22 protein-coding genes are annotated in these 26,023 nt (G+C 71.0%); 11 read left to right on the top strand and 11 right to left on the bottom strand.

The window, feature by feature from the left end:
- The 6 genes from AC1KAT_RS19735 to AC1KAT_RS19710 all read right to left on the bottom strand — a co-directional run bounded on the left by AC1KAT_RS19735 (position 1) and on the right by AC1KAT_RS19710 (position 7,175).
- Entirely contained in the window at positions 1-1,671 is a 1,671-nt protein-coding gene (locus AC1KAT_RS19735; protein WP_480328698.1) for a phospholipase D-like domain-containing protein, read from the bottom strand.
- A gap of 126 nt (positions 1,672-1,797) precedes the next feature.
- Positions 1,798-2,976 (bottom strand): 8-amino-7-oxononanoate synthase, encoded by a 1,179-nt coding sequence (bioF, locus tag AC1KAT_RS19730; RefSeq protein WP_480328697.1) that lies wholly within the window; start codon positions 2,974-2,976, stop codon positions 1,798-1,800.
- Positions 2,977-3,009: 33 nt separating this feature from the next.
- On the bottom strand, positions 3,010-4,587 hold the full coding sequence (locus tag AC1KAT_RS19725; protein WP_480328696.1) for a hypothetical protein: 1,578 nt from the start codon (positions 4,585-4,587) through the stop codon (positions 3,010-3,012).
- A 50-nt stretch (positions 4,588-4,637) separates the two neighbouring features.
- On the bottom strand, positions 4,638-5,300 hold the full coding sequence (gene bioD / locus AC1KAT_RS19720) for a dethiobiotin synthase (RefSeq protein ID WP_480328695.1): 663 nt from the start codon (positions 5,298-5,300) through the stop codon (positions 4,638-4,640).
- The gene (bioA, locus tag AC1KAT_RS19715) at positions 5,297-6,652 is read right to left on the bottom strand and encodes an adenosylmethionine--8-amino-7-oxononanoate transaminase (protein ID WP_480328694.1); all 1,356 of its coding nucleotides are present in this window, start codon (positions 6,650-6,652) and stop codon (positions 5,297-5,299) included. The genes bioD and bioA overlap by 4 nt, the downstream gene beginning before the upstream one ends.
- Positions 6,653-6,656: 4 nt before the next feature.
- The gene (locus tag AC1KAT_RS19710) at positions 6,657-7,175 is read right to left on the bottom strand and encodes a chorismate--pyruvate lyase family protein (protein ID WP_480328693.1); all 519 of its coding nucleotides are present in this window, start codon (positions 7,173-7,175) and stop codon (positions 6,657-6,659) included.
- A gap of 117 nt (positions 7,176-7,292) precedes the next feature.
- On the opposite strand from AC1KAT_RS19710, the gene AC1KAT_RS19705 reads away from it, so the two are divergent.
- From AC1KAT_RS19705 to AC1KAT_RS19670, 8 genes are all read left to right on the top strand, one after another.
- Positions 7,293-8,024: a hypothetical protein gene (locus tag AC1KAT_RS19705; protein WP_480328692.1), complete on the top strand. Its 732-nt coding sequence runs from the start codon at positions 7,293-7,295 to the stop codon at positions 8,022-8,024.
- Positions 8,025-8,088: 64 nt separating this feature from the next.
- Positions 8,089-10,476, top strand: a complete 2,388-nt coding sequence (locus tag AC1KAT_RS19700; RefSeq protein WP_480328691.1) for a TCAD7 domain-containing protein — start codon at positions 8,089-8,091, stop codon at positions 10,474-10,476.
- Positions 10,477-10,517: 41 nt separating this feature from the next.
- A complete protein-coding gene (locus tag AC1KAT_RS19695) occupies positions 10,518-12,050 on the top strand; it encodes an esterase/lipase family protein (protein WP_480328690.1) in 1,533 nt (510 codons plus the stop codon).
- 64 nt (positions 12,051-12,114) lie between these two features.
- Positions 12,115-12,906, top strand: a complete 792-nt coding sequence (locus tag AC1KAT_RS19690; RefSeq protein WP_480328689.1) for a hypothetical protein — start codon at positions 12,115-12,117, stop codon at positions 12,904-12,906.
- Complete coding sequence (locus AC1KAT_RS19685) at positions 12,903-13,388, top strand: pyridoxamine 5'-phosphate oxidase family protein (protein WP_480328688.1); 486 nt, start codon at positions 12,903-12,905, stop codon at positions 13,386-13,388. The genes AC1KAT_RS19690 and AC1KAT_RS19685 overlap by 4 nt, the downstream gene beginning before the upstream one ends.
- A 64-nt stretch (positions 13,389-13,452) precedes the next feature.
- Complete coding sequence (locus AC1KAT_RS19680; protein ID WP_480328687.1) at positions 13,453-13,764, top strand: Mpo1-like protein; 312 nt, start codon at positions 13,453-13,455, stop codon at positions 13,762-13,764.
- 33 nt (positions 13,765-13,797) lie between these two features.
- Complete coding sequence (locus AC1KAT_RS19675; RefSeq protein ID WP_480328686.1) at positions 13,798-14,184, top strand: DUF1801 domain-containing protein; 387 nt, start codon at positions 13,798-13,800, stop codon at positions 14,182-14,184.
- Positions 14,185-14,347: 163 nt separating this feature from the next.
- Positions 14,348-14,920, top strand: coding sequence for a hypothetical protein (locus AC1KAT_RS19670; protein ID WP_480328685.1), 573 nt, complete (start codon positions 14,348-14,350; stop codon positions 14,918-14,920).
- A gap of 15 nt (positions 14,921-14,935) precedes the next feature.
- Here the strand turns inward: AC1KAT_RS19670 and AC1KAT_RS19665 are convergent, their stop codons facing one another.
- The 3 genes from AC1KAT_RS19665 to AC1KAT_RS19655 form a co-directional block, all read right to left on the bottom strand.
- On the bottom strand, positions 14,936-16,390 hold the full coding sequence (locus AC1KAT_RS19665; protein WP_480328684.1) for an efflux transporter outer membrane subunit: 1,455 nt from the start codon (positions 16,388-16,390) through the stop codon (positions 14,936-14,938).
- On the bottom strand, positions 16,387-19,581 hold the full coding sequence (locus AC1KAT_RS19660) for an efflux RND transporter permease subunit (RefSeq protein ID WP_480328683.1): 3,195 nt from the start codon (positions 19,579-19,581) through the stop codon (positions 16,387-16,389). The genes AC1KAT_RS19665 and AC1KAT_RS19660 overlap by 4 nt, the downstream gene beginning before the upstream one ends.
- Before the next feature lie 177 nt (positions 19,582-19,758).
- Positions 19,759-20,958 (bottom strand): efflux RND transporter periplasmic adaptor subunit, encoded by a 1,200-nt coding sequence (locus tag AC1KAT_RS19655; RefSeq protein WP_480328682.1) that lies wholly within the window; start codon positions 20,956-20,958, stop codon positions 19,759-19,761.
- Positions 20,959-21,103: 145 nt separating this feature from the next.
- On the opposite strand from AC1KAT_RS19655, the gene AC1KAT_RS19650 reads away from it, so the two are divergent.
- Positions 21,104-22,087, top strand: coding sequence for a LysR family transcriptional regulator (locus AC1KAT_RS19650; RefSeq protein ID WP_480328681.1), 984 nt, complete (start codon positions 21,104-21,106; stop codon positions 22,085-22,087).
- Positions 22,088-22,109: 22 nt separating this feature from the next.
- Here AC1KAT_RS19650 and AC1KAT_RS19645 read toward each other — a convergent pair whose 3' ends face one another.
- Positions 22,110-22,466, bottom strand: a complete 357-nt coding sequence (locus tag AC1KAT_RS19645; RefSeq protein WP_480328680.1) for a phage holin family protein — start codon at positions 22,464-22,466, stop codon at positions 22,110-22,112.
- A gap of 131 nt (positions 22,467-22,597) precedes the next feature.
- Between AC1KAT_RS19645 and AC1KAT_RS19640 the strand changes: the two genes are divergently transcribed.
- A complete protein-coding gene (locus AC1KAT_RS19640) occupies positions 22,598-22,846 on the top strand; it encodes a DUF1272 domain-containing protein (RefSeq protein WP_480328679.1) in 249 nt (82 codons plus the stop codon).
- Positions 22,847-23,005: 159 nt separating this feature from the next.
- On the opposite strand, the gene AC1KAT_RS19635 is transcribed toward AC1KAT_RS19640, so the two are convergent.
- Positions 23,006-24,229: a methyltransferase domain-containing protein gene (locus AC1KAT_RS19635; RefSeq protein ID WP_480328678.1), complete on the bottom strand. Its 1,224-nt coding sequence runs from the start codon at positions 24,227-24,229 to the stop codon at positions 23,006-23,008.
- Between the two features lie 140 nt (positions 24,230-24,369).
- On the opposite strand from AC1KAT_RS19635, the gene AC1KAT_RS19630 reads away from it, so the two are divergent.
- A complete protein-coding gene (locus AC1KAT_RS19630) occupies positions 24,370-26,013 on the top strand; it encodes a sensor histidine kinase (RefSeq protein WP_480328677.1) in 1,644 nt (547 codons plus the stop codon).
- Positions 26,014-26,023 lie beyond the last annotated feature (10 nt).

Genomic DNA, 26,023 nt, shown 5'->3' with positions numbered 1-26,023 from the left:
TCACAGCATCTCTTCGGGGGCGAAGGGGCCGAGCAGCTTCAAGCCCGTCTTGAGCCACCACTTGGCCTCGGGTTCACTCGTGGTGTCGATGGCTTCGGCGCCGCTGCCATGGGTCCAGTGCAGGCGGCCGTCGCCATCGAGTGCGAGGCGATAGCTGGTCGCGCTGACTTCTTCGTACAGGCGCACGAGCTGCTGGGCGATGACCTGGCTGTGCATCACCACGCCCATCTCGGAGTTGAGCTTCTCGGACCGCGGGTCCATGTTCAAGGAGCCGACCAGCGCGGTGCGCCGGTCCACCACGATGAGCTTGGCGTGCAGCGATGCGCTCGACGAGCCGAACGAGCCCACGCGGCTGCGCGGTGCATCGACCTCGCGGCGCAACTCGTGCAACTCGGCGCCCGTGCGCAGCAGTGCTTCGCGGTACCGCGCATAGCCAATGTGCACGACCGGTGCGTCGGTGGTGGCCAGCGAATTCGTCAACACGCGCAGCTTGACCCCCCTGGCCGCCAACTCGCGCGCCATCAGCAACCCGCGTTCACCCGGCACGAAGTAAGGCGACACCAGCACCACCTCTTCACGCGCCGAGCGCATGAGGCTTTCGACGTCGTCGGCGATGGTCTCGTGGCGCGACGGGTCGCCCTCGCTCTCGATCTTCGAGGGCTTGTCGGCCAGCACCCGCGCCGGCGCCCACACCAGCGGCAGGCGGCCCTGGGCCAGCGCCTGCGCGAAGCTGCTGCGGGCGGTGGCGACCTCGCGGCCCGGCGCGTCGAGGCCGGTCGCGCCGACCGCCGAAGCCGGCGGAGCCGAGGCCACCGCGACGAGCGGGTCGCTCGCAGCCGCAGCGTTTGAGGCGGACGCCGCCTCGGGGGGCGGCATGGCCACCACCGCGGCCACCGGGTAGGCAAGCGGCTGGTTCCAGAACGCGTCGAAGGTGGCCGACAGGCGACGCACGGCCGGGCCCGCGACGAGCACGTCCAGGTCGAGAAAGTTGGTCTTCGGGTCTTGCAGGAAGTACGTGTCGCCGAGGTTGCGGCCGCCCGTGATGGCCACGGCGTTGTCGGCCACGAACATCTTGTTGTGCATGCGCTGGTTGATGCGCGAGATGTCGGTCAGAGAGGCCAGCACGCGGCTCAGGGTGCTGAAGCGCCCGGCCGGGAACGGGTTGTAGAGCCGCACCTCGATGTTGCGGTGCTGCGTCAGCCGCAGCAGGCCTTCGTCCTGGCCGGCGGTGTTGAGGTCATCGACCAGCAGGCGCACGCGCACACCGCGGTCGGCGGCGGCGCGCACGCGCTTCAGGATGCCGCGCGACGAGTCGTCGCTGCGGATCAGGTAGTACTGCAAGTCGAGGCTACGCTCGGCCCGGTCGGCCAGTTGCGTGAGCAACGCGTAGGCCTCTTCGCCCGAGGCGACGACATGAAAGCCCGAGACCTGGCCAGCCGGCGCATGCGCGGCCACCAGACGCCCGAGCGGCGTGCCCTGCGCCTGCGCTTCGGGCAGCGCCTTCACCGGCGTGTGGGCGACCGGCGGCGGCAAGCTGGCACACCCCCCCAAGCCCGCCAGCCCCCACCACGCGGCGGCGATGGCGAAGGCGCGCCCGAGCCACGGCCACACAAGGGGCGGGGGGCCCGCAGAGGGGGCCAGGTCCGCAGGCGTGGCAACGGTCGACGGCATGGGCTTGGGCGAGAGTCCAACACCCGGTGTCGGAAGCACCAGACGCGGGAGAGTTCCGGCCCCCGCGGCGGTCGCGGCCCGCTCCTACGGCCGCACCGGGTGTCGTCCGGCGCCAGGCCGGGAGGGTCAGCCCGCTGCCTGGGACAGGGCGGCGATCAGGCGGTCGACGTCGTCGAGTGAATGCGCCGCCGACAGCGTGATGCGCAGGCGCGCGGTGCCCTCCGGCACGCTCGGCGGACGGATCGCGGGCACCCAGATGCCCTGGGCGCGCAGGGCGTCGGTGAGCGCGAGCGCAGCGCCGTTGTCGCCGACGATCACCGGCTGGATCGCCGTGCTCGACTCGCAGTGCCGCCAGGGCAGCGGGGCCAGGCCTTCGCGCAGCCGCGCGACGAGCGCGGCCAGGTGCGTGCGCCGCCAGCCTTCGTCGGCCATCACGCGCACGCTGGCGCGCAGCGCCTCGGCAACCATCGGCGGCGCACCCGTCGCAAAGATGTAGCTGCGTGCGCGCTGCATCAGCCACTCGACGACCTCGTCCTCGCCGGCCACGAAGGCACCGCCCACGCCCGCCGCCTTGCCCAGCGTGGCCATGTAGACGAGACGCGGCGAACGCAGCCCCAGGTGCACCGCCGTGCCCTCGCCGCGCGGCCCCAGCACGCCGAAACCGTGCGCGTCATCGACCATGAGCCACGCGTCGTGGCGTTCGCACAGCGCGAGCAGCTCGCGCAGCGGCGCGATGTCGCCATCCATGCTGAACACCGCGTCGGTCAGCACCAGCTTGCGCTTGGCCGTCGAGGCCGCCAGCAGCGGGGCCAAGGCCGCCGCGTCGTTGTGCGGGTAGATGTGCACCTGCGCGCCGGACAGCCGCGAGCCATCGATCAGGCTCGCGTGGTTGAGCGCATCCGAAAAGATCGCGTCGCCCTTGCCCGCCAGCGCGCCCACCAGGCCCACGTTGGCGAGAAAGCCCGCGACGAAGTACAGCGCGCGCGGCAGGCCGACGAAGGCGGCGAGCTCGCGCTCCAGCAACTCGTGCGCGGTGCTGTGCCCGCACACCAGCGGCGACGCGCTCGCGCTCACGCCGTAGCGCGCCGCAGCCTGCTGCGCCGCTTCGATCAGCACCGGGTGCTGCGCGAGGCCGAGGTAGTCGTTGCTGCAGAAAGCCAGCAGTGGCACGCCATCGACCACGAGGCGCGGCCCGTCGATGGCCTCGACCACGCGGCGCGTGCGGCGCAACTGGGCCGCGTCGAGGGCGGCGAGGCGGTCAGGGATGTCGCCGAGCGGCGGCGTGTGCGAAGAAAGGTCGTTCATCGAAGGCCCGGTCGATGGGCAAGGGGGCGGGCCTCAGCCCGGCAACCACTGCCCGTAGGGTTGTGCATAGTCGTCGAAGCGCCCCGACGACACCTGGGCGAAGAGGGCCGCGTAGCCGCTGGTGAGCCCGGTCAGGCACACGCTGTTGGACGTCCAGCCCGCAGTGCCCAGCGGCTCGCCGGTGACCGCGGCTGCGCCGAGGCGCGCCCAGGTGGGCGCGCGGCCCGCGGCCGAGCGTTCGAGCCACGCGATGGCGAAGCCCCCTCCGCTGGCCACCAGCTGCGGCGTGGCGATGTCGGCATTGCGCGTGACCGCTTGCACCGTGGGCACGTTCGATGCGCTGCCATCGTGCAATGCGGCGAACTGTTCGTGCCGGGTGTACTGGCCACTGGGCGTGTTGCGCCATGTCAGCGCATAGCCCTTGGTGCCGCCGACCACGGTGAGCAAACTGGGCTCGGGCACCTCGGCGAGCGCCGGCGGGTTCAGCGTCCACTGGCCCGCCTGGAAGGCGCTGACCCGCAAGGTGGGGTGCAGGCCGACACTCACACCGCCGACGATCGAGGGGCTTTGCAGCCACACGAGCAGGTACCCGGTGCCGTTGCTGGCCAGGCGCTGGCTGCCGGTCACCACCCGGCTGCTGTCGAAGTTGATGGGCGCGGTGTCGGACCAGCCACCGCCCGCGGCCGCGACGCGCGCGAGCACGCACCGGTTCGGGCTGGTGCTGGCATTGGGCGCGGGGCGGTCTTCGGACCAGGCCAGCGCGAAGCCCGCGCCGTTCGACGCCAGTTGCGGGGCCTGCGCGGTGGCGCTCGACGACAACGCCTCGGCCGGGCGCCAGCCACCGGCATCGCACCGGCTGGCGTGCACCTCGCCGACGAACTCGGCGCCCTGCGTGCGCCGCTGCAACCAGGCGGCCGCGAAACCGGTCGCGCTGGCTGCCACCTGGGGTTCGGCGTCTTGCAGCATCTCGGCCACCGCCTGTAACGCGGCCGGGCCGGACCAGCCCGTCGCGCCGAAGCGCTGCGCCACCACACGGCCCGCATAGCCGGTGGGGGTGCGCACGTTGTATTGCCAGACCACCGCATAGCCGAGGCCCCCGGCCGCGAGCTGCGGCCCGCGCAGGCCAGAGATTTCGGCGCCGGCGTCGAGCGGGTCGATGAGCTGCGCGCCGAGCCATTGCCCGCGCTGGTACACGTCGGCGTGGAGGCGCCAGCCCAGGGCCGCCTCGGCATAGGCGAACCAGGTCAGCACGAAGCCGTCGCCATCGGTCGCCGCGTCCACGCGCGAGCCGACGGACTCGGCCACCAGGCGCGGGCTCGACCAGGCGCCGGTGCGGCTGTCGCCGATGGCCGCGTACAGGTTGCCCGAACGCATCCAGACCGCCAGCACTTGGCCGTGGTCGTTGGACCGCAGCTGCAGCACACGCGCGTTGCCGCTGGCGGCGTCGCCGATGCGCACCGGCTCGGCCGGCAGGGGCGGGCTGGGCGGTATGACCGCGTCGCCGCTCTCGTCGCCCACTGACTTCGGCGTGGACGAGTCACCCCCACCCCCGCCGCATCCCGACAAAACCACGCCCATGCCGAGGGCCAGCGCCCTGCGCGTTCGATCCATGAAAACTCCCCTGTTGTGTTGTGTCTTGTTCGATGTGTGCTGTGCCGGCCTCACACCCGCCACGCCACGCGGGCGTCGGCGGGCTGCGCCATCCACGGCACCTCGGCCCACAGTGGCGCACGCAGGTGCTCGCGCAGGTAGGCGATGTTGTCGTCGGCCGAGGCCATTTGCGGGTCGATGCGGTTGGCGACCCAGCCGGCCAGCGTGAGCCCGCGCGCGGCAATCGCCTCTTGCGTGAGCAGCGCGTGGTTGAGGCAGCCCAGGCGCAGGCCGACCACCAGCACGACGGGCAGGCCGAGGGCCTGCGCGAGGTCGGCGCCGGTCTGCGACTCGTTGAGCGGCACGTGGAAGCCGCCCGCGCCTTCGACCACCACGGCGTCGCACAGCGCCGCCAGCTGGCGGTAGCGCTGCACGACCACCTCGACCTCGATGCGCTGGCCGGCGGCACGCGCCGCGAGGTGCGGCGACATCGGCAGCGGCAGGCAGTACGGGTTGACGAGTTCGCGCGGGGCGTCGAAGGTGGCGGCGGCCCGCAGCGCGACCACGTCTTCGTTGTCGTCGTCGCCGTGCGGCATCGGCTGCGTGCCGGCGGCCACCGGCTTCATGCCGGCCACGCGTGCATGCGCCAGGCCGAGGTGGCGCACGAGCGCGCTGCTGACGAGGGTCTTGCCGACTTCGGTGTCGGTGCCGGTGACGAAGTAGCCGAGGGTCATGCGAAAGAGTCGGCGGGGCCGGGGGTCGGTGACAGCACGTGATCGCCCTCGGCCAGGGTTTCGTCGAGCGCCTGCAAGGCCCCCGACGCGAGGTGGGCGCTTTCGGCCGCGTCGATCACATACGGCGGCATGAAGTACAGCGTCGAACCGATGGGGCGCAGCAGCAGGCCATGGCGCAGCGCCGCGGCGTGGTAACGCGCCGCGAACTTGGCATCGGCCGTGTCCACATCGAAGGCCCACAGCATGCCGAGCTGGCGCGTGCGCTTCACACGCGGGTGCTGCGCCAGCGGTTCGCACAGCGCGGTGAGCCGCGCGGCGGTGGCGCGGTTGCGGGCCATCCAGTCGTCTTGCGCGAAGACGTCGAGCGTGGCCAGCGCCGCGCGGCACGCGAGCGCGTTGCCGGTGTACGAGTGCGAATGCAGAAAGCCGCGCGCGGTGGCGTCGTCGTAGAAGGCCTCGTAGACGGTGTCGGTGGTGAGCACGCACGACAAGGCCAGCATGCCGCCGGTCAGTCCCTTCGACAAGCACAGGAAGTCAGGCGTGATGCCCGCCTGCTGGTGCGCGAACAGGCTGCCGGTGCGCCCGAAGCCGACCGCGATCTCGTCGCAGACCAGGTGCACCTCGTAGCGCTCGCACAGCGCGCGCGCCTGGCGCAGGTACTCGGGGTCGTGCATCACCAAGCCGGCGGCGCATTGCACCAGCGGTTCGACGATCAGCGCAGCGGTTTCTTCGTGGTGCGCTTCGAGGTACTGCTGCAAGGCCTGCGCGCAGTGCCGCGCATGGTCGGCGGGCGACACGCCCGGCGTGGCGCCACGGGCATCGGGGCTGGGCACGGTGGCGCTCAGGCGCACGAGCGGGCCGTAGGCTTCGCGGAAGAGCGGGATGTCCGTCACCGACAGGGCGCCCGCGGTCTCGCCGTGGTAGCCGCCGGCCAGGCCGATGAAACGCGACTTGTTCGGGCGGCCGACGTTGCGCCAGTAGTGCGCGCTCATCTTCAGCGCGATCTCGGTGGCCGAGGCGCCGTCGCTCGCATAGAAGGCGTGGCCGAGGCCGGTGAGCGCGGCCAATCGCTCAGACAGTTCAACCACCGGTTCGTGCGTGCAGCCGGCGAGCATGACGTGCGAGAGCCGGTCGAGCTGGTCTTTCATCGCCGCCACGAGGTGCGGGTGGCCATGGCCGAAGAGGTTGACCCACCACGAGCTGATGCCGTCAAGCGTGCGACGGCCGTCAGGGCCGATCAGCCACACGCCCTGCGCACGCGCCACTTCGAGCGGCGGCTGCGCCTCGTGCTGCTTCATCTGCGTGCAGGGGTGCCAGACGCTGCGCAGGCTGCGCGCGGCCAGGGGGCTCATGCGCTCAGGCCCCGACGCGCGGCACCATGCCGTCGCGGAAGGCTTCGAAGATCAGCATCAGCGGCGCCTCGGCCGTCACCACGCGGTAGCTGCGGCTGGCGGCGTCGTCGCGGCAGCCGACGTGGCGCCACAGCGCGTCTTGCGTGGCCGCATCGACCGGCACCGCCTCGCGCTGCACGAACAGGCGGGCGAGCAGGTGCCCGACCGGGGCGATGCCTTCGTCGAGCCGCTCGACGAACCACGGCGGCACCACGTCGAGCCGGGTGTACGAGAGGTTGTCCATCATCACGCGGCCATCGGCCACGAGGCTGGTGACGCGTTCGAGCCAGGCGCTGCCGCCGAGCTGCTGGCGCACGGCGGCGGGCACGTCCTGCGTGCGTTGCTGGTGGTGCACGAGCACGTCGATGGGGTGGTTGACCAGGGCCTCGCACACGCGGGTGGTCGAGCCGTCGAGGGCCAGCAGCAGGCGCCGCAGGGGCGCGTGGCGCGCGTCGGCCGGAAAGGGGTGTCGCTCTACACTCATGAGCCCAAGGTCTTGTCGGTGTGTGAGGTGAATCCCGGGATCGTACCTGCCGCCCGCCCGCCCCTTCGGGTTGACCCGAAGCCCCGGATCGAAGCCCCTGTCCGACCCCCAAGTGCGATGCCCCCGGCCGAGTTGAGCACCCTGCACCGCCGCCGCCTGCGCGAGATCTGGCGCTCGGCCGGCTGGCCTGTCCAAGACCTGATCGAGATCGACCTGCTCGCGGCCGGCCTGCTCGAACGCGTGCGCCAGCCCTCGGGCCACGAAACCCTGCGTGTCACCGATGCTGGCGTCGCCCTGCTGGCCGACACCTTGCAGAAGAACCGCGCACGGCGCGACCCGCACGAAGCCCTGGTCGAACGCGTGGCGCGCGAGATGACACGTGCCGGCCGCATCGCGTGGCGCGGCCTCAACCTGCGCGCCCGGGTGGACGAGGGCTGGGTGATGGCAATGCCCGATGTCTTCTCGATCCGCCACACCACGGTCGAGGCCTACCTCGAACCCATCGTGCACGAGGTCAAGGTGCAGCGCAGCGACCTGCTCGCCGACCTGCGGCGCACGGCCAAGCGGGCCGCCTACCTCGACCTCAGCAGCGAGTGCTGGTACGTCATCAAGGCCGGCATCGCCCAGCCCGACGAGCTGCCGCCCGAGTGCGGCGTGCTGGTCGCCGACGGGCTGGCGCTCGACGTCGCCCGCCCCGCGCCCAAGCGCGCGATGAAGCTGCCCTTCGGCGTGTGGATGGCGCTCGCCCGCGCGACACCGGTGGATGGCTGCGAAGCGCACGAGGCGCAGGGCTGGCTGGGTGACGAATTGGGCGACGCGCCGCCGCCGCCGCCGCCGCCGCCGCCTTGATCATCCGCAACACGTGACGCAACTTGGGGATGGCGCGCCCAGCCCCGCTGCCTAGACTCGTCCGATGCCGGCGACCCTGACGCCAGCGCAAAAAGAGGGGAAGGCGATGGTCGAGCCTGCGATCACCTTGGACGCCGACATGGCCGTGGGCGAGGTGCTCACGCGCCTGGCGCTGCACGGGCACTGGCTCGACCCGCACGCGCCGTGCGCGCAGGCCCGCATCGACTCGCTGGCCACGCGGCTGAAGATTCCCTTCGACGACGCCGCGCAGCGCCTCGCACGCAGTCCGCGCGGGGTGTACGCCGCCATTCGCCGGCAGTGGGGCGACCGCATCCTCTGGTACGGCATCCCCTTGCAGGCGGTGCTCGACCGCTGCGGCCACGCGCCCCTGGCCATGCCGCTGATCGACGCGATGCAGCTGCACGAGTCCGACAGCGACCCGACGCTCACACCCGCCGAGGCCTCGCGCGAAGGGGCGCCCCCGGGCGTGGTGCTCGACGGCGAGGTGCCGCTGGGCGTGGTGGCCCCGGTGCCGCGCATGGCCAACGGCGGCGGTCGCCCCCACCCACCGATCCAGGCGCCCGAGACCGAGGCGCCGCAGACCGCGCCCACCGAGCCGATCGAGGCGCCGGGGGGCTTCAAGAACGGCCACAGCGGCCCCAAGCGCAGCGGTGGCTTCGGCCGCGTTCTCGACTCCCTGCGTGACATGCTGGACCTCGACGGCGGCCACGCCAAACCCCGCACCGGTCGCCTGCCCCCGCAACGCCCCACGGCCACCGGCAGTGCCCCGGATGACACCGCCGGCAGCGCGCCCGACAGCGCCCCCGAGGCCCCCCCGCCCGTGCAGGCCTGGCCGCGCATCGACGCGCCCGCCTTCGTGCAGGCCGAGCAGGCCTTCGACGTGCTGGTCGGCTTCGCACGCGAACAGCAGGCCGGCGTGACGGGTGGCGCGGTGCAACTGCCACGCGCACCGAATCGAGAGCACCTCGACCTGCAGATCGAACTCATCGCCCACGGGCTTGACGCGCCCCAGGGCTGGAACCGCCCGCTGCGCGTCGCGCTGGCCGACCCGGCGGCGGCACAGGTGAGCTTTCGGCTCATCGGCCGGGCACCGGCAGGCGGGCGCGACATGACGCTGAGCACGCTCGAAGTGCGCTACGTGCTCGACGGCAGCGTGTGCGGCCTGGCCTCGCGCCCCTTGGTCATCACCGCGGGCGCCGCGCAGGCGAGCGACCGCACCTGGGGCCAGGCCTGGGCCACGCAGCCGGCGCAGGCCTCGGCGGTCGATCTGCGCCCCGACGCGCAGGCGCCCGACCTCACGGTCGAAATCCTCAAGCCCGACCGCAACCCCGCCGCCGGCCACTACGTGTGCAAGCTGTACTCACCGCACCCGCTCACGGCCGACACCGGCCCGCACGAGATGGACCTCGGGCAAGAGGCCAAGACCTTCGCCAAGCAGCTGGTCGATGAGGTGCGGCAGTTCAGCGCCAACGAGCTGATCGACACCGTGCTCGAAGCCGCCGGCCGCGCCGTGTCCGAGCGGCTGCCGGCGGCGCTGTTCGAGGCGCTGGCCGAAGTCGCCGCGCGCTGCGCCCCGGCCGTGCCCACGGTGCTGGTCGTCAGCGCCGAGCCCTTCGTGCCCTGGGAACTGGCCTGGCTCGACAACCCGCTCGACGCAGGCCGGCCGTCCTACCTGGGCGCGCAGGCGCTGGTCGGCCGCTGGCTGCGCGAGGGCGGTGCGGCCTCGCCGCCCCGGCCCGGTGCCACGCCCGTGGCCGCGCGCCCGCCGACCCAGCCGCTGTCGGCCATCGCCGTCTCGCACATGGCCGTGATGGCCGGGCTCTACAAGGCCGAGTCGGGCCTACGCAAGCTGCCCAAGGCCGAAGACGAAGCGCGGCAGCTCGTGGCCGCCCACCAGGCGCAAGCGCTGTCGGCCACGCCGAAAGACGTGGCCCAGCTCATCCACGCCAAGCTCACCCGGCCGGTGCAGGCCGTGCACGTCGCCGGCCATGGCGACTTCGACCCGACCCAGCCCGACAGCGGCACGCTCTTTCTCGAAGACGGCTCGCCGCTGCGCTCGAACCTGTTTCGTGCGGCCGACTACGGCGGCGCGCAGCAGCCGCTGATCTTCCTGAACGCCTGCATGGTCGGCGTCGGTGGCGAGCTGCTGGGCGACATGGGCGGCTTTCCCGGCAACTGCCTGCGCGGCGGCTTCGGCGGCGTGCTCGGCGCGCTGTGGGAGATCGACGACAGCGTGGCCCACGACATCGCACTCGAGTTCTGGCGCCGCGCCCTGCCGGCGGCACCCGCCGCACCCGAGCCGGTGGCCGCCATCCTGCGCGACCTGCGCGCCAAGTACGCCTCCGCCGGCGCCGACGCACTGCCGGTGCACACCTACCTCGCCTACGTCTTCTACGGCCACCCGCGGCTCACGCTCGCGCGGGCCGCCTGAGCGCGTGACGTGACCGCTTCACCCCTTCAAGGAGTCCCCCGATGACCACCCTCACCGGCACCTCGCAAGCCGTCAGCCTCGGCGGCGGCTACGCGCTGCGCACCCCCGGGCTCAAAGGCGACGCCCAGCTGCGCCAGGGCGGCGCCGGCCCCACGCGCTCGGCCGCGCACGGCATGGACGGCGGGCTCGACGCGCTCGACGCGGCCCTGGCCGCGGCACAAGTCACCGAAGTGCGCCAGATCGAGCTGAGCCTGCAGCCCGCCGGCCCGGCCGCCGGCGCCGGGGCCGCGCTGCGCAGCAGCCACGGCGAGCCGGCCCTCGAACTCGAAGTGCCCGACCTGGGCCCCGAGGTCGGGCAACTGGTGCTGTCGATCGACGCCGCTGGCGCGCTGCGCTGGCACCTGCCCGAGCCCGCACGCGCCGGGGCTGCGGCCGGCGCCACGCGCGGCGGGGGCGGCACGCTGCGCTTCGTCATCCCCGCCTTGCCCTCGCCTGCGCTGGCCGCGCCCAGCGGCACGCACCGCAGCGTGCTCGGCAGCATCGCCCGGCGCCTGCTCAAGGTGCTGGTCTACCCGATCACCGACCCGGTCATCGGCGCGGTCGGCGAGTTCTTCGCCGGCTGGTGGGAGTCGAAGAAGCGCCCCTACGGCCTGCGCAGCTTCACGCCGCAGAACTTTCGCAGCATCGACGTGCCGCCGCTCACGCCGGCCGAGCTGCAGGCCCTGCGCGACGGCGGGCCGGCGCTGCTGTTCATCCACGGCACCTTCAGCACCGCGCACGCGGCCTTCGCCGGCCTGCGCGACGACACCTTCGAGCAACTGCACCAGCGCTACGGCGGGCGCGTGTTCGCGTTCAACCACCCCTCGCTGTCGGAAGACCCGAAGCAGAACGTGCAATGGCTGCTCGACCACCTGCCGGCCGACACCGGCACGCCGTGGCCGATCGACATCGTGTGCCACAGCCGCGGCGGCCTGGTGGCGCGCACGCTGTCCGAGCGGCCCTCGCCCTTCGGACTCGACACGCAGCGCCTGAAGGTGCGGCGCATCGTGCTGGCCGGCGTGCCCAACGCCGGCACGCTGCTGGCCCAGCCCGCGCACATGGTGCACATGGTCGATCGCCTCACCACCGCGCTCACGCTCGTCCCCGAAGGCCCGGTGGCCGAAACGCTCGAAGCGCTGGTCACCGCGCTGAAGGTCATCGGCCACGCCACCTTGAAAGGCCTCGACGGTCTGCGCAGCATGGACCCGCAAGGCGCCTTCATCGGCACGCTCAACGTCACCGTGGACCCGACGCCCGACTACTACGCCGTCACCGCCGACTACGAACCCCTCGACGCCGGCCTGCGCGGCCTGGCCTGGGGCGCCGCCGACTCGGCGCTCGACGTGATCTTCCAGGACGCCGGCAACGACCTCGTCGTGCCCACCGAAGGCGTGTACGCACTCAACGGCGGCACCGGCTTCCCGGTGCCCGACGAGCGCCTGCTCGCCCTGAAGCCGAGCGACGGCGTGATGCACACCACCCTGTTCAGCCACTCGGCGGTGAATCGCAAGCTGCTGGCGTGGTTGCCGGGGTGAGCCCTCCGGCCGGGCTCGGGCACCATGCCGGCTTTCGCGTTCTCTGTCCGCCCGACCGATGCCCATGCCCATTCTTCAGCTGCACGCCCTCGACCAGCCGACACTGAGCACGCCCGAAGAGGCCAACCGCCTGCTCGCCGCCGGCCGTGACGACCAGGGCGCCGCCAGCCCGCGCATCGAGGCCTTCCTGGCCGATGTGCTCGCCAAGCACCCCGATCGCTCGCAGACCGGCGAAGCCGGTGGCGACGACATCCCCCTGTGGCCCCAGGGCGTGCCCTCGTTGCGAGGCGCCGGGCCGGTGCTGACGCTCGCGCTCCAGGGCGAGCTCGTGGGGTCGAAGCTGATGGGCTGGTTGCGGCGCACGGCGAGCCGGCACCGGCTGCACCTGTTCGACGAAGACCGCCAGGCGCTCTACCTCGCCAACGGGGTCGAAGTCGGCGCGGCGGCCGAGCCCACGGCCAGCACCGCGCACGGTACGGCGGGCCTGCGCTACGACGGCCTCTACGCTTGCCAGCCGCCGTCACAGCACTACCTGATCTGCTTGCGCTTCTTGCCGGACGGCCGGATGTCACTCGCGAACCTGTCGGGCCAGGTGGACACCGACACGGCCTTCGTGCAGCTCGACCCGTCGCGCCGCGACGTGACCGTCGGCAAATACACGGTCCAGGGTGACCGGCTGAAGGGCCGCTGGCCCACCGGCATGGGCTCGTACAAGTTCGAGGCCGAGCGCCAGGGTGACCAGATCTCGCTCAGCTGCATGCCCGCCGCCCACTACCACTGGCCCGAGCCGCTGCACTACCGGTTCAGGCCGGGGGCGCCGGCATCCGCACGACACGCCGACACGCCAAGCCCATGACACCGAAAGATGCACACGAGCTGCGGGCGCTGATCGACGCGCAGCCCATCGCCGCACTCGCCACCTTGCACCGCGGCGAGCCGGCCGTGTCGATGGTGCCGTTTGCGCGGGTACCGCACAGCACGCACTTCGTCGTGCACGTGAGCGCGCTGGCCACGCACACGCACGACATGCAGGCGCACCCCACGGTCGCGTTGCTCGTGACGGCGCCCTTGCGCGGGGGCACGTCGCCGCTCGCGCTGCCGCGCGTCAGCGTGCAGGGCCAAGCCCGGGTGTGCGAGCCCGGCTCGACGGGCTACGACGCCGCGCGCGCGGCCTATGTCGCCAGGCTGCCCGACAGCGAAGAACTGTTCAGCTTCGGCGACTTCGCGCTCGTCGTCATCGAGGCCCGCTCGCTGCGCTACGTGGCCGGCTTCGGCCGCGCGATGTCGGTGATGGCCGAAGCGCTGCCCGCGCTGTGGGGCGACGCGCCGGCAGATTGACGGCCCTTTCCACGGTGAGCGAAGCTGGGTACAACGCGCGAACCACCCCCGCGCGGAGCACCCCATGGGCACCGACACACGCTTCCAGACCTTCGCCGAGTTCTACCCCTTCTACCTGGGTGAGCACACGCACCGCGTGTCGCGCCGGCTGCATGTGGTGGGCACGAGCATTGCGCTCGTGCTGCTGCTCGCGGCCCTGGCGACGCAGACGTGGTGGCTGATCCTGGTGGCCTTGCTGCAGGGCTATGCCTTCGCCTGGGTCGGCCACTTCTTCTTCGAGCACAACCGGCCGGCGACCTTTCGATACCCATGGTTCAGCCTCCTCGGCGACTGGCGCCTGTGGTGGGACACAGTGACCGGGAAGCGCGCGTTTTAGGCATCTGTCACCCCAGCCGCAGCCGACGCACGCATGAAGATGATCCTCACCCCGGCCCAGACGCCCGGCGGCTACCTCGCGTGCCTCGGTGGCTGGCAGCGGTCTTACGCCGAAGCCCTGCGCGAGGCCGTGCGGGCGACGGAGCCGGCCCTCGACGAGCGTTTGAAGTGGGGCCACCTCGTCTACTTCTTGGGCGGCCCGGTGCTGTTGATTCGCGCCGAGCCGCAGCGGGTGCTGTTCGGCTTCTGGCGAGGGCAGCGCCTGCGGGCCATCGAGCCCCGGCTTCGGCCGGGTGGCAATTACGAGATGGCGACCCTGCAGCTGTTGCGCGACACGCCGCTCGACCGCGACACGGTGGTTCGTCTGGTCGAAGCCGCCTGCGCGCTCAACCGGTCGATCGGCGACCCTACGGCGGGGTGATGTGGGTGGGGCAGCCCGGTGCTTATGCCATCGCCCCGGCCCCATTGGCGTGACGCAAGCCGCGCACCGCGCGACGGCGTCGGTCCCCACGCTTCACGGCGGGAGCCGTCGCGCCGATAACCCGAGGGCGAAGCCTCCCCTGCCCTCCGGGCCACCCCACGCCATGCCAAAGTCCACCGCCTTGCCTCGCCCCACATCGCCCCGCCGCTCGCCCTGGCAATGGGTGCGGGCCTTCTTCTCGCACCAGCTGCGCCTGCGGTCCGGCCCTGGCGGCTTGAGCTTCGTGCTCGAAGCGAAAGTGCCCGAAGCGAAGGCAGCACCAGTGCCCGAGAAGACAGCTCCCAGCGCGGACATGCGCCGCGACCTGAGTCGCCTGCTCGACGCCGTGCCCAACAGCCGCGCGGTCTTGCGCCACCTGGCCGCCATCGAGAAGGGCCTGCGCAAAGACGCCGAAGGCCTGTTTCTCTTCGACGTGGACCTCTCCCAGCTGCAGGTGGCGCTGAGCCAGCTCGCCAGCCTGCGTGCGGGCACGCCACCGCCGGGGCTGGCCGCGCTGGGCACGCGGCTGATGGACGCCATCGCCGAGCAAGAGAAACGCGCGCAACAGGCCAACGGCACGCCGGTGGTGTCGTCGTTCCTGGTCGATGAGCAAGAGGTCGAGGTGGCCGAGGTCGAGGTCAGCCGTTTCGAGCAGATGTTCGAGGCGGCGCCGGGCAACGCGCCGACGAAGGCCTGAGGGCCCCGCGACGGCTCACTCGGCCTTCGGCTCGCTCCACCCGCCGCCCAGCGCGCGGATCAGTCGCACCGTGCTGTTGGCCCACTCGCCGCGCAACCGAGCCGATTGCCGCTGGATCGCCAGCAGCCCGCGCTGCGTGTCGATGAACTGCAGGTAGCTGTCTTCGCCGGCGCGGTAGCGGATGTTCGCGAGCGCGCTCGCCCGCTGCGCCGAGGCCACGGCGGCGTCGAGCTGCACGACCTGCTCGCGCACGGCGCGCAGCTGCGCCAGCTGGTCTTCGACGTCGGCGAAGGCACCGAGCACGGTCTGCCGGTAGTCGGCCACCGCGCCGTCGAGCGCCGCTTCGGCCCGTGTGACGGCAGCGGCGTTGCGCCCGCCGTCGATGATCGGCAGCGACATCACGAGGCTCGCCAGCCACTGGCGGCTGCTCCACTTGAACAGGTCGTCGATGTCGCCGGACGCATGGCCCGCGTTGGCCGTGAGCGTCAGCGCCGGGAACAGCGCCGCACGCACGCTGCCGACGCGTGCCGTCGCCGCTTGCAGGTTGAGCTGCGCGGCGGCCACGTCGGGGCGGCGCTCCAGCAGCGCCGAGGGCAGGCCGGGTGGCACGGCGGGCACGTTCGCGGTATCGGCCAGCGGCGCGGCGGCGAAGCTGAACTGCGACGGCGTCTGCCCCAGCAGCAAGGCCAGCGTGTGCTCGAAGCGCGCGCGCTGGCCGCGCAAGGCGGCCGACTCGGCCTGCACGGTGGCGAGGTCGGTGCGCGAGCGCGCGAGGTCGATCTCGGCCACGTCGCCCGTCTTGAATCGCTTCTCGATGAGGCCGGTGTTCTCGCCACGCAGCTTGACCGTGGCGTCGAGCTGCGCGATCTCGGCGTCGAGCGCGCGCAGCGCGAAGTAGGTCTGCGCCACGTCGGCCTGCAAGGCGAGCAGCACCGAGCGGTAGCTGGCTTCGGCCGACTTCGCATCGGCCTCGGCGGCGGTCACGCCATTGCCGACGCGGCTGAACAGGTCGATCTCGTAGCTCGCGCCCAGGCCCACCTGGTACAGCGTGCCAGGCGACGTCGGCGAGCCGGCCGGCAGGCCCAGCGCCGCAGCGGGCTGGCGTTGGCGCGTGGCCCCGGCGCTGAGGCCGAGTTGCGGCCAGCGCTCGGCCTGCGCACCGCGCACCGAGGCGCGTGCGGCCTTCACCCGCGCGGCGGCGGCGGCGAGCGTGGGGCTGGCTTGCGCGGCCTGTGCTTCGAGCGCGTTCAACTGCGCGTCGTTGAAGGCCTCCCACCACGCGCCGCGTGCGGCGGCTTCGGCGGGCAGGGCGGCCTTCCAGCGCGTGCCGTCGGCATCGGCCTGCACCTGCTTGTAGGTGGTGGGGATGCTGATCTCGGGCTCGGGCACCTTGGGGGCGAGCGAGCAGGCCGACAGCGACGCCGCGGCGATCAGCGTCAGGGCAAAGCGGTTCATGGTTGTCTTTCTCATGCCTCGGCTCCTGCCACCGGGCGGGCAGGCGACACGCCGCGGCGCGCTTCGAGCTTCACCGCCAGCGTGCGCAGCAGCACGTAGAACACGGGCGTCAGGAACAGCCCGAACAAGGTCACGCCCAGCATGCCGGCGAACACGGCCACGCCCATCGCGTGGCGCATCTCGGAGCCGGCGCCCGACGAGAACACCAGCGGCAGCACGCCCATGATGAAAGCGATCGACGTCATCAGGATCGGCCGCAGGCGCAGGTGACAGGCTTCGAGCGCGGCTTCGACGATGCCCTTGCCTTGGTGTTCGAGGTCACGCGCGAACTCGACGATCAGGATCGCGTTCTTCGACGCCAGCCCCACGAGCACGAACAAGGCGATCTGCGTGAAGATGTTGTTGTCACCCTTGGTGAGCCACACGCCCAGCAGCGCACACAAGATCGACGCCGGCACGATGAGGATCACCGCCAGCGGCAGCGTCCAGCTCTCGTACTGCGCAGCGAGCACCAGAAACACGAGCAGCACGCACAGCGGGAAGACCACGACCATCGTGTTGCCGGCCAGGATCTCTTGGTACGTCAGGTCGGTCCACTCGAAGCCGATGCCGCGCGGCAACGTCTCGTTGGCGAGCTTTTCCATGATGGCCTGCGCCTGGCCCGACGACACGCCGGGCGCGGGGCCGCCGTTGAAGTCGGCCGCCATGAACGAGTTGTAGCGCTCGACGCGGTCGGGGCCGTAGGTGTTGCTCACGTTGACCAGCGAGCCCAGCGGCACCATCTCGCCCGCACCGCTGCGCACCTTGAACTGGCCAATGGCCGACGCATCGGCGCGGAAGGGCGCGTCGGCCTGCGCAATGACCTGGTAGGTGCGGCCGAACTTGTTGAAGTCGTTGACGTACAGCGAGCCGAGGTTGATCTGCATCGTGTCGAAGATGCTCGCCAGCGGCACGCCCATCTGCTTGGCCTTGGTGCGGTCGACGTCGGCCTTCAACTGCGGCACGTTGACCTGGTAGCCCGAGAACACGCCCGCCAGCTGCGGCGTCTGCCAGGCCTTCATCTGCAAGGCCTGAACGGCCTGGTACAGCGCGTCTTGCCCGAGGTTGGCGCGGTCTTCGATGTAGAGCTTGAAGCCGCCGGTGGCACCGAGGCCATCGACCGCCGGGGGCGGGAAGACCATGATGAACGCGTCTTGAATGGCACCAAGCTTCTGGTTCACCTCGGCCGCGATGGCGTCGCTGCTGCGGCCCTTGCGGTCTTTGAAGTCATCGAGCGTGTAGAACACGATGCCCGAGTTGGGCGCGTTCATGAAGCCATGGATCGACAGGCCCGGGAACGCCACCGACTCTTTCACGCCCGGCACCGATTGCGCGATGTCGGACATGCGGCGGATCACCGCGTCGGTGCGGTCCAGCGAGGCCGCGTCGGGCAGCTGCGCGAAGCCGACGAGGTATTGCTTGTCTTGCGCCGGCACGAAGCCCGCCGGCACGACGCGGAACATGGCCACCGCCGCCACCAGGATCAGCAGGTACACGCCCATGGTCGCGCCCTTGTGGCGCAGCACGCCGCGCACGCCACCGGTGTAGCCGTGCGAGGCGCGGTCGAAGAAGCGGTTGAAGCGCTTGAAGAAGCCGCCGAGCGCCCAGTCCATGCCGCGCGAGAGGCGGTCTTTCGGCGCGTCGTGCGGGCGCAGCAACGCAGCGGCCAAGGCGGGCGACAGGGTCAGCGAGTTGAAGGCCGAGATCACGGTCGAGATCGCAATCGTCAGCGCGAACTGCCGGTAGAACTGGCCGGTCAGGCCCGACACGAAGGCGATGGGCACGAACACCGCGCACAGCACCAGCGCGATGGCGATGATGGGCCCCGAGACCTCTTTCATCGCCTGGATGGTCGCGTCGCGCGGGCTCAGGCCGTTGGCGATGTTGCGCTCGACGTTCTCGACCACCACGATGGCGTCATCGACCACGATGCCGATGGCCAGCACCAGGCCGAAAAGGCTCAGCGTGTTGATCGAGAAGCCGAAGCCCAGCAGCACGGCGAAGGTGCCGACCACCGACACCGGCACCGCCAGCAGCGGGATCAGCGACGCGCGCCAGGTCTGCAAGAACACGATGACCACCAGCACGACCAGGGCCACCGCTTCGAGCAGCGTCTTGATGACGGCCTCGATCGAGTCTTCGACGAACTGCGTCGGGTCGTAGACGATCTCGTAGCGCAGGTCTTCGGGAAAGTCTTTCTGCAGCGTGTCCATCAGCGCACGCACGTCGCTCGACAGCTGCAAGGCGTTCGACGCGGGCGCCTGGAAGATGCCCATCGCCACCGCCGGCTTGTTGTTGAGCAGCGAGCGCAACGAGTACTGCGACGCGCCGAGTTCGATGCGCGCCACGTCGCGCAGCCGCGTGACGCCGCCGCTGCTGGCCATGCCGTTGCCGTTCGAGCCCGTCTTGACGACGATGTCGCCGAACTCTTCTTCGGTGGTCAGCCGGCCTTGTGCGTTGACGGACAGCTGAAAGGGCGCGTCTTTGTTGGGCGAGGCGCCGACCACGCCGGCCGCGACCTGCACGTTCTGCTCGCGGATGGCGTTGACGACGTCGGGCGCGGTCAGGCCGCGCGCGGCGACCTTTTGCGGGTCGAGCCACACGCGCATCGAGTAGTCGCCCGCACCGAACACCTGCACCTGGCCCATGCCGGGGATGCGCGAGAGGCGGTCCTTGATGTTGAGCACCGCGTAGTTGCTGAGGTAGACCTCGTCGTAGCGCGAGTTCGGCGACACGAGGTGAACCACCATCGTGATGTTGGGCGAGCTCTTGACCGTGACGACGCCGATCTGGCGCACCTCTTCGGGCAGGCGCGCCAGCGCGCGCTGCACGCGGTTCTGCACCTGCGTTTCGGCTTGCTCGACGTTGGTGCCGACCTTGAAGGTGACGGTGAGGTTCATGCCGCCGTCGCCCGTGGCCTGCGACGACATGTAGAGCATGTTCTCGACGCCGTTGATGGCCTCTTCGAGCGGCGCGGCGACCGTCTGCGCGATGGTCGTCGGGTTCGCACCGGGGAAGCGCGTGCTGACGACGACCGAGGGCGGCACCACCGACGGGTACTCGGAAATCGGCAGCCGGAAGATCGCGATCAGCCCGGCGAGAAAGATGAGGATGGACAGCACGGCCGCGAAGATGGGCCGGTTCACGAAGAAGCGGGAGAAGCGCATGGGAATGTCCTGGTGTCTTGTTCGCGTGTCTCGCAACCCGTTCGCCCTGCGACGGTCTTCCGACCGTCCTGAGGGATCGAAGCGCGGGCCACTCAATGGGTGGCGGGGCTTCGAGGCCCCCGCCCGAACCGGTGCAGGGGTTCGGGCGATGGGGGGGGCGAGGCGTTGCGGTCGGTCTTATTGCTTGGGCTTGTCCGCCCCCGGCGCCGAAGCCGTCGGGTTGGCCATCGCCACCACCTCCGGCGTCACCGGGGCCCCGGGCCGCACGCGCTGCAGGCCGTTGACGACGATGCGTTCACCCGGCTTGAGGCCGCTGCGCGCGATGCGCAGGCCTTCGACCACCGGGCCGAGTTGCACCACGCGGTATTCGGCGGTGTTGTCGGCGCCGATCACGTAGACGTACTTGCGGTCCTGGTCGGTGCCGATGGCCGCGTCGTGGATCAGCACGGCCGGCGTGTTCGTCTGCGAAGCGGTGCCGACCTGCACGCGGGCAAACAGGCCGGGTGTCAGCAGGCCCTTGTCGTTGTTGACCACCGCGCGCATGCGCAGCGTGCCCGAGGCCGGGTCGATGCGGTTGTCCACGAAGTCGAGCCGGCCTTCGTGCGGAAAGCCGCTCTCGTTCGCCAGGCCTGCACGCACCTTCACCGCCGACGCATTGCCGCGGGCGGCGCTGCCGAGCGCCAGGTAGGTGGCCTCGTCGCCATCGAAGCTCACGTACACCGGGCTCACCGAGACCAGGGTGGTCAGCACCACGCTGCTGTCCACCAAGTTGCCGGTGGTGACCTCGGCCTTGCCGATGCGCCCGGCGAAGGGCGCACGCACGGTCGAATGCTCGAGGTTCAGGCGGGCCACGCGCAGGGCCGCGTCGTCGGCGCGGGCGTTGGCATCGAGCTGGCGGGCGCTGGCCGCGCGCTCGTCGTAGTCGCGCTGCGCGATGGCGTTGTCGGCCAGCAGGCGCTTGGACCGCTCCAGCTCGGTGGCGGCCAGGTCGGCGCGCGCCCGCGACGAGGCGGCGGCGGCTTCGAGCTTGGCAACCTCGGCGCGGTAGCTGCGCGGGTCGATCACGAACAGCACGTCGCCCTTGTTCACCATCGAGCCGGGCTTGAAGCGGATGTCGTCGATCACCCCGCCCACCCGGGCGCGGATCTGCGCCGACTCGACTGCCTCGATGCGGCCCGAGAACTCGCGCTGCTCGACCACCTCGCGCGCCTCGACCGGCGCCACGCTGACCGGCGGCGCGGGCGGCGGCCCCCCAGCCGGGGAGTCGGCCGCCATCGCCTCGCCGCCGCGCGAGCAGCCGGCAAGCGTCAAGACGAGGGCCGATGCCAGCGCAAGGGCAGTCATCGAAAAGATCAAGGGCACGGCGCGCTGGGACATGGCGGGACTTTCGAAACGGAGAGGGGAAATGCGGCGCAACGCCAAAAGGGCTGAGGGCCCATGTTGCGACGCAGCAGGACTTTATTTGCTTGCCCCAAGCGTATAAAGTGGCCACTCGGGGATTGACTGTTCAGGAATCGGAACAATGGACACCATCAAAGCCATGCAAGCCTTCGTCGGCGTGGTCGATACAGGCGGCTTCACCAGCGCCGCGACGCTGCTCCACATGCCCAAGGCCACGTTGTCAGCGGCCATCGCCGAGCTGGAGTCGCACCTGAAGGTGCGGCTGCTGCACCGCACGACGCGGCGTGTCAGCGTCACCACCGAAGGGGCCGCGTACTACGAGCGCTGCGTGCGCATCCTCGAAGATTTGCGTGACGCTGAAGAGTCGTTCTCGTCGCGCCAGGCCAACCCGCGCGGGCGGCTGCGGGTGGACGTGAGCACGGCGGTCGCCAGCCGGCTGCTGATGCCCGCGCTGCACAACTTCTTTCAGCGCTACCCCGACATCGAACTCGAACTCGGCTGCAGCGACCGGCCGCTCAACCTCTTGAGCGAAGGCGTGGACTGCGCGCTGCGCGCCGGCGAAGTCAGTGACCAGAGCACCGTGGTGCGGCGCGTGGGCACCATGCAGCTCGTGACCTGCGCGACGCCGGGCTACCTGGCGCAGCACGGCTGGCCCGAACACCCGGACGACCTCAAGCACCACACCTGCCTCAACTACTTCTCGCCGCGCGGCGGCGAGACTTACGAGTGGGAGTTCTCGCGCGGCGGCGAACGCATCCTGCTGCCGGTGTCGAGCCGGCTGACGCTCAACGACTCGAACGCATACGTCGATGCCTGCCTGGCCGGCCTGGGCGTGGGCCGGCTGCCGACCTACATGTTCCAGCAGTACCCGAAGTGCGGCGCGCTCGAACTGGTGATGTGCGACTGGCTGTCCGACCCGATCCCCTTCCACGTGGTGTACCCGTCGAACCGGCACCTGTCGTCGAAGGTGCGGGTGTTCGTGGACTGGGTGGCCGAGATCCTCGAACACCACACGGGCCTGCAGATGTGCGGCTGCCCCGAGCAGCAGCGCGCCGAGGCCGAGCGAAGCCGCCTGGCGGAACCGGCCGCCGAAGCCCTGGGCTGAGCCCGGGGGCGTGGCCGACGGGTCAATCCTTCGAGCGGAAGATGCTTTCGAGCGCGCTGTCGATGACCACGCCGCACACGCTGTAGACCAGGGAGCCCAGCAGCGCCGCGCCAAAGCCGGTGACCGACAGCCCCTTCAGCAGCTCGGCGGCAAAGAAGAACATCAGCGCGTTGATCACGAAGAGAAAGAGCCCGAGCGTCAGCACCGTCACCGGCAGCGTCAGCAGCACCAGCAGGGGCCGCAGCAAGGCGTTCAACAGGCCCAGCACCAGGGCCGCGATCATCGCGGCGGTGAAGCTGTTCACGGCGACACCGGGGATCACATGCGCCACCAACAAGAGGGCGGCGGCCAACAACAACCAGCGGACAAGGATCTTCATGGAGGCGGAGCATAGCCCGGGGGGGTGCGCTCGATCCACCGCGGCGCGGGGCGCATCCCTTCGATGCACATTGCTCATCCCGCAGGCGGGCTGGAGCCGGCATGCTGGCAACCCCGACCCGAGGAGCCACCATGCTGCAACTGCGTCCCAACTGCGAATGCTGCGACACCGACCTGCCACCCGACTCGACGGCGGCACGCATCTGCTCGTTCGAGTGCACCTTCTGCGCCCCGTGCGCTGAAGGCACCCTCGGCGGCCTGTGCCCCAACTGCGGCGGCGAACTGCTGCCCCGCCCTCGCCGGCCCGCCGCCAAGCTCGCGCGCAACCCCGCTTCGACCGAGCGGGTGCTCAAGCCCACGGGGTGCACACGCGTTGCATGACACGGTCGACCCCACGAAGTGGCGCGCTTCGATGCGTTCAACGAGCTTGGAGGCGAGGGGCGCAACCCCATCCGCATTCACAAAACGCGAAGCGCCCGACTGAGCGCTTGGGGCCCCATGGAGGCGTCGAGGCGCACAGGGCTTGAAGGGCTCAGGTGGTCAACCAGGCGGGCGTTGCAGCACGAGGTACAGCCCGTCGATGGACTCACGCTGGTCTTCGCGGATCGGTGCACGCAGCAGGCGCAGGCGCTCGAAGCCGTGCGCATGGGCGAGGCCGAGCAGGTAGGGCTCGGTGTGGGCGTAACGCAGGCTGGGCTGCAGCACACAGCCGGCGCTGCCGTCGGGCGCGCGCTCTGCCGAGAACGCGAAGACGCCGCCCGGCCGCAGCACGCGTGCGACGCCTTCGAACAACGCCTGCAACTCGCCGACGTAGATGAATACATCGGCGGCGACGACCAGGTCGCAGTGCCCCGTCGGCAGCCCGCGCAGGTGCTCGGTGATGTCGGCGTGCGCCAGCGCGTCGTAGACCCCGAGCGTGCGCGCTTGCACCAGCATCTGCTTCGACAGATCGACGCCGCTCAGCTGCGTGGCACGCGCTTTCAGCCACGGGCCGCACAGGCCGGTACCGCAGCCGAGGTCGAGCGCCGCATCGAAGCACCGTGCGCCGACCGCGACGCTCACTTCAGCGGCCAGCAGCTCGGGGGCGCGATAGCCCAAAGCCCGCAGGTGCGTGTCGAACTCACCGGCATAGGCATCGAACAGCGCTTCGACGTACGCCCGGGGCGCGTGGGCCGAGGCCTCGCCGCGCACGGCGGCGAGGCAGTGGCGGTGCAGCGCATCGTCGAGCCCGTGCGCGATGGCCTGTTCGTAGGCGTGCGCCGCTTCGTCCAAGCGGTGCAGCTCGCGCAGCAGGCCGCCGCGCCGGCTCCAGGCCGGGGCATGGGTGGCATCGAGCGCGAGGGCCCGGTCGTGGCTCGCCAGGGCGTCGTCGTTGCGCCCCAGTTGCTCGAGCGACTCGCCGCGCAAGACCCACGCTTCGGCGAGCGTGGGGCGCAGCGATATCAGGCGCTCGAAGCCTGCGAGCGCGTCGCCATGCCGGCCGAGCAGGGTGAGGGCTTGCGCGCGGTGCAGCCACGCATCGGCGTTGTCGGGCTCGGTGGCGAGCACCGCCTCGGCGGCTTGCAGCGCGGCCTCGGGCCGGTGCAGGCGCAGGCGTGCGGCGGCCAGGTTCACGAGCGTCGAGACCCGCCCCGGCAGCCGCTGCAACGACTCGGCGAAGCAGCGTTCGGCGGCTTCGAAGCGCTGCGCCTGGTAGTGCGCGAGCCCCTCGATGAACTGCGCTTTTGCCTGCTCGAATTCGGGACCTGTTGCAGTGGCGTTCATTCAAGACCTTTTCGGCGGCGAGGTTGGCGGACGAAACCCGGCGAGGCGGCGACACACTCGTGACCCCGCGACGGCGCGCATTGTCTGCGCCACGCCGCTCGACCCGAACGCTGGGAGGCTCGTCGCAGAACGAGACGCACATGCAAGCACTCCACATCCTTCACCTCGAGGACGACGTGCTCGATGCCGACCTCGTGCACCGCGAAGTCGCCCGCTTCGAAGCCGCCCGCCTCGAAACCGAACCCACCTGGCGCAACGCCACGTCGGCCACCGAGTTCTTCGAGGCCCTCGACCACCAGCACTTCGACGCCATCGTGTCGGACAACCAGGTGCCGGGCATCGATGGCCTCGAAGCGCTCAAGCGGGTGCGCGAGCGTCGGCCCGACATGCCATTCATCTTCGTCAGCGGCAACCCCGACCCGCGCTGGGCCGAACACTGCCTCGAAGCCGGCGCCACCGACTATGTGCCCAAGCACCAGCTGTGGCGCCTGCCGAGCGCGCTCAAGCGCCTGAGCGAAGCGCGCGAGAACGAACGGCTGCGCGCCCTCGCGCGGGGCCACACGATCCTGATCGACATCGTCAAAGATCTCTCGCTGGCGCGCAGCAGGGAGGCCATTGTCGAGGTCGTGCGCCGTGGCGCGCGCCAGCTGAACCTGGCCGATGGCGCGACGGTGGTGTTGCGCGATGGCGGCTTTTGCCACTACGTCGATGAGGACGCCATCGGGCCGCTGTGGAAAGGCAAGCGCTTCCCGCTGCAGGCGTGCATCAGCGGTTGGGCCATGCTCAACGGACGCGAGGTGGTGATTCCCGACATCTATGAGGATGCGCGGATCCCGCACGAGGCCTACCGGCCGACCTTCGTGAAGAGCCTGGTGATGGCGCCAATCCGCGCCGGCTCGGCCATCGGTGCCATCGGCAACTACTGGGCCACGCCGCACGTGGCGACGCCCGACGAGGTGTCGCTGATCCAGGCGCTGGCCGACAGCACCTCGCTCGCATTCGAGAATGTCGCGCTGCTCGAAAGCCTGGAGCAGCGCGTGATGCAGCGCACCGCCGAGCTCGAAGAGGCCAACCGCGAACTGGAAGCGTTTTCGTACTCGGTCTCGCACGACCTGCGCGCGCCGCTGCGCGCAGTGCAGGGCTACAGCGACCTGCTGCTCGACGGCGTGGACCCGCCGCTGCACGGCCAGGCGCTCGACTTCCTGCGCAACGTGCGCATCTCGGCGCAGCGCATGAACACGCTCATCGAAGACATGCTGACGCTGTCGAAGGTGACCCGCGCCGACGTGCACCTTGACCGCGTGCCGCTCGGCCTGATGGCGCGCGACATCGTGCGTGCGCTGCGCACGGGCGCCCCCGAACGGCAGGTCGAGGTCGAGGTCGACACCGGGCTCGTGGTGCGCGGCGACGCTGGCCTGTTGCGCCTGGCGCTCGACAACCTGCTGTCCAACGCGTGGAAGTTCACCGGCAAGACCGAGCAGGCCCGCATCACCCTCACTGGGCAGGCGGCGGCCGATGGCCGGGTGGTCTGCTGCCTGCGCGACAACGGGGCGGGCTTCGACATGACCTACGCCCAGCAGCTCTTCCAGCCGTTTCGACGCATGCACCGCGAGGCCGACTTCCCCGGCACCGGCGTGGGCCTGGCCATCGTGCGGCGCGTGATGAACAAGCACGGCGGCGAGGTATGGGCCGAGGCCGTCAAGGGCCAGGGCGCGGCGTTCTTCTTCAGCCTGCCGGCGGTGGACGAAGCACCCGCCCCCTCGGAGTCGCGCGACACCGCCTGAGCGGCTCCGG

It is taken from the genome of Piscinibacter sp. PDB5-1 (assembly GCF_056676035.1).
Note: the sequence above shows the minus strand (reverse complement) of the source record. Positions and strands in the feature narration are given on the sequence as shown.